The sequence below is a fragment of the Arthrobacter sp. 9V genome (assembly GCF_902506065.1).
Lineage (GTDB): Bacteria > Actinomycetota > Actinomycetes > Actinomycetales > Micrococcaceae > Arthrobacter.
Genome location: NZ_LR732924.1, coordinates 1 through 1331, shown reverse-complemented (window position 1 = coordinate 1331; position 1331 = coordinate 1). Strand labels below are relative to the sequence as shown.

Below are 1331 nucleotides of genomic sequence, written 5' to 3'. Positions count from 1 at the left end.
ACGGGCATGCTCGGCCGGGCGCGCTCGAGTGCCCAGAAGACGACGAGGCCCAGGCCGCAGCCGATGAACCAGCTGTAGCTCGACAGCCACGGCAGCACGCCCAGCGCCGGGGGCAGGACCGCGCTCGCGACCGAGACCGCGCCGGTGACCACGAGGGTCCAGATGGCGTTCGGGTTGAAGCCGCCGCGGTACCAGTACCGGGCAGTGCGGCTGGTGGAGTACATGTCGTCGATCGCGATGCGCTGCTTGCCGACGATGTAGTAGCCCGCGATGAGGATGCCGAACAGCGGGCCGATCAGCGCACCGAGCACACCGAGCGTGTACAGGATCGCCTGGTCGTTGCCGTACCAGTTCCACGGGGTGAGGAGCACCGAGCCGACGGCGGCGATCATGCCGCCGGCACGCCACGAGATCTTCCGGGGCGCCACGTTCGAGAAGTCGAACGCGGGGCTGATGAAGTTCGCGACGATGTTGATGCCGACGGTCGCGGTGACGAACGTCAGGCCACCGAGCAGGATCGCGAAGGGTGCTCCGATGGCCTGCACGGTCTCGATCGGGTCGGTGATGAGCTTGCCGAACACCGGCATCGTCGCACTCGCGCAGAGCACCGTCAGGACCGAGAAGAACAGGAAGTTGATCGGCAGTCCCCAGAAGTTGCCGCGCTTGACCGCCCGGAACGACCGGCCGTAGCGCGCGAAGTCACCGAAGTTTAGCATCGGGCCTGAGAAGTAGATGACCACCAGGGCGACCGCGGACAGCATCACCGGGATCGACGCCCCGAACGACAGCGGCTCGCCCGCCGACAGGGTGAACGAGATGTTGCCGATGCCCGCCTGGCTGACCAGGTAGACCGCGAGCACGATCATCACCACGTAGACCGCCGGTCCGGCCCAGTCGATGAACCGCTTGATGGCCTCCATGCCCATCCAGAACAGCGCCCCCTGCGCCACCCAGAGGATCGCGTACGAGATCCACCCCAGGGCCGACAGCCCGAGGAACGAGTGGTCGAGCAGCCCCGCCGACGCCGGGATGAACTTGAGGAAGATGATGTTCAGCGACTGTGCTGCCAGGAAGGTCTGCACGCCGTACCAGGCCATCGCGATGAGACCGCGGATGATGGCGGGGACGTTCGCGCCGAGCACTCCGAACACCGCGCGGTTGATCACGGGGTACGGCACTCCCGTGCGTTGCGACGGCTTGGCGACCAGGTTCGCGAAGACCTGCACGATCAGGATGCCGACCACCAGGGCGATGAGCACCTGCCAGCTCGCGATGCCGAGGGCGAAGAGCGACCCGGCGGTGACGTAGCCGCCGACCGAGTGCACGTCCGA

Annotated in this window: 1 protein-coding gene; it reads right to left on the bottom strand. The window is 66.9% G+C overall.

Annotated features, from left to right (window positions below; all coding sequences use genetic code 11):
• Positions 1-1331, bottom strand: a 1331-nt coding sequence (locus BACI9J_RS22370; RefSeq protein WP_159736615.1) for an NCS1 family nucleobase:cation symporter-1, incomplete at both ends; no start/stop codon positions are given.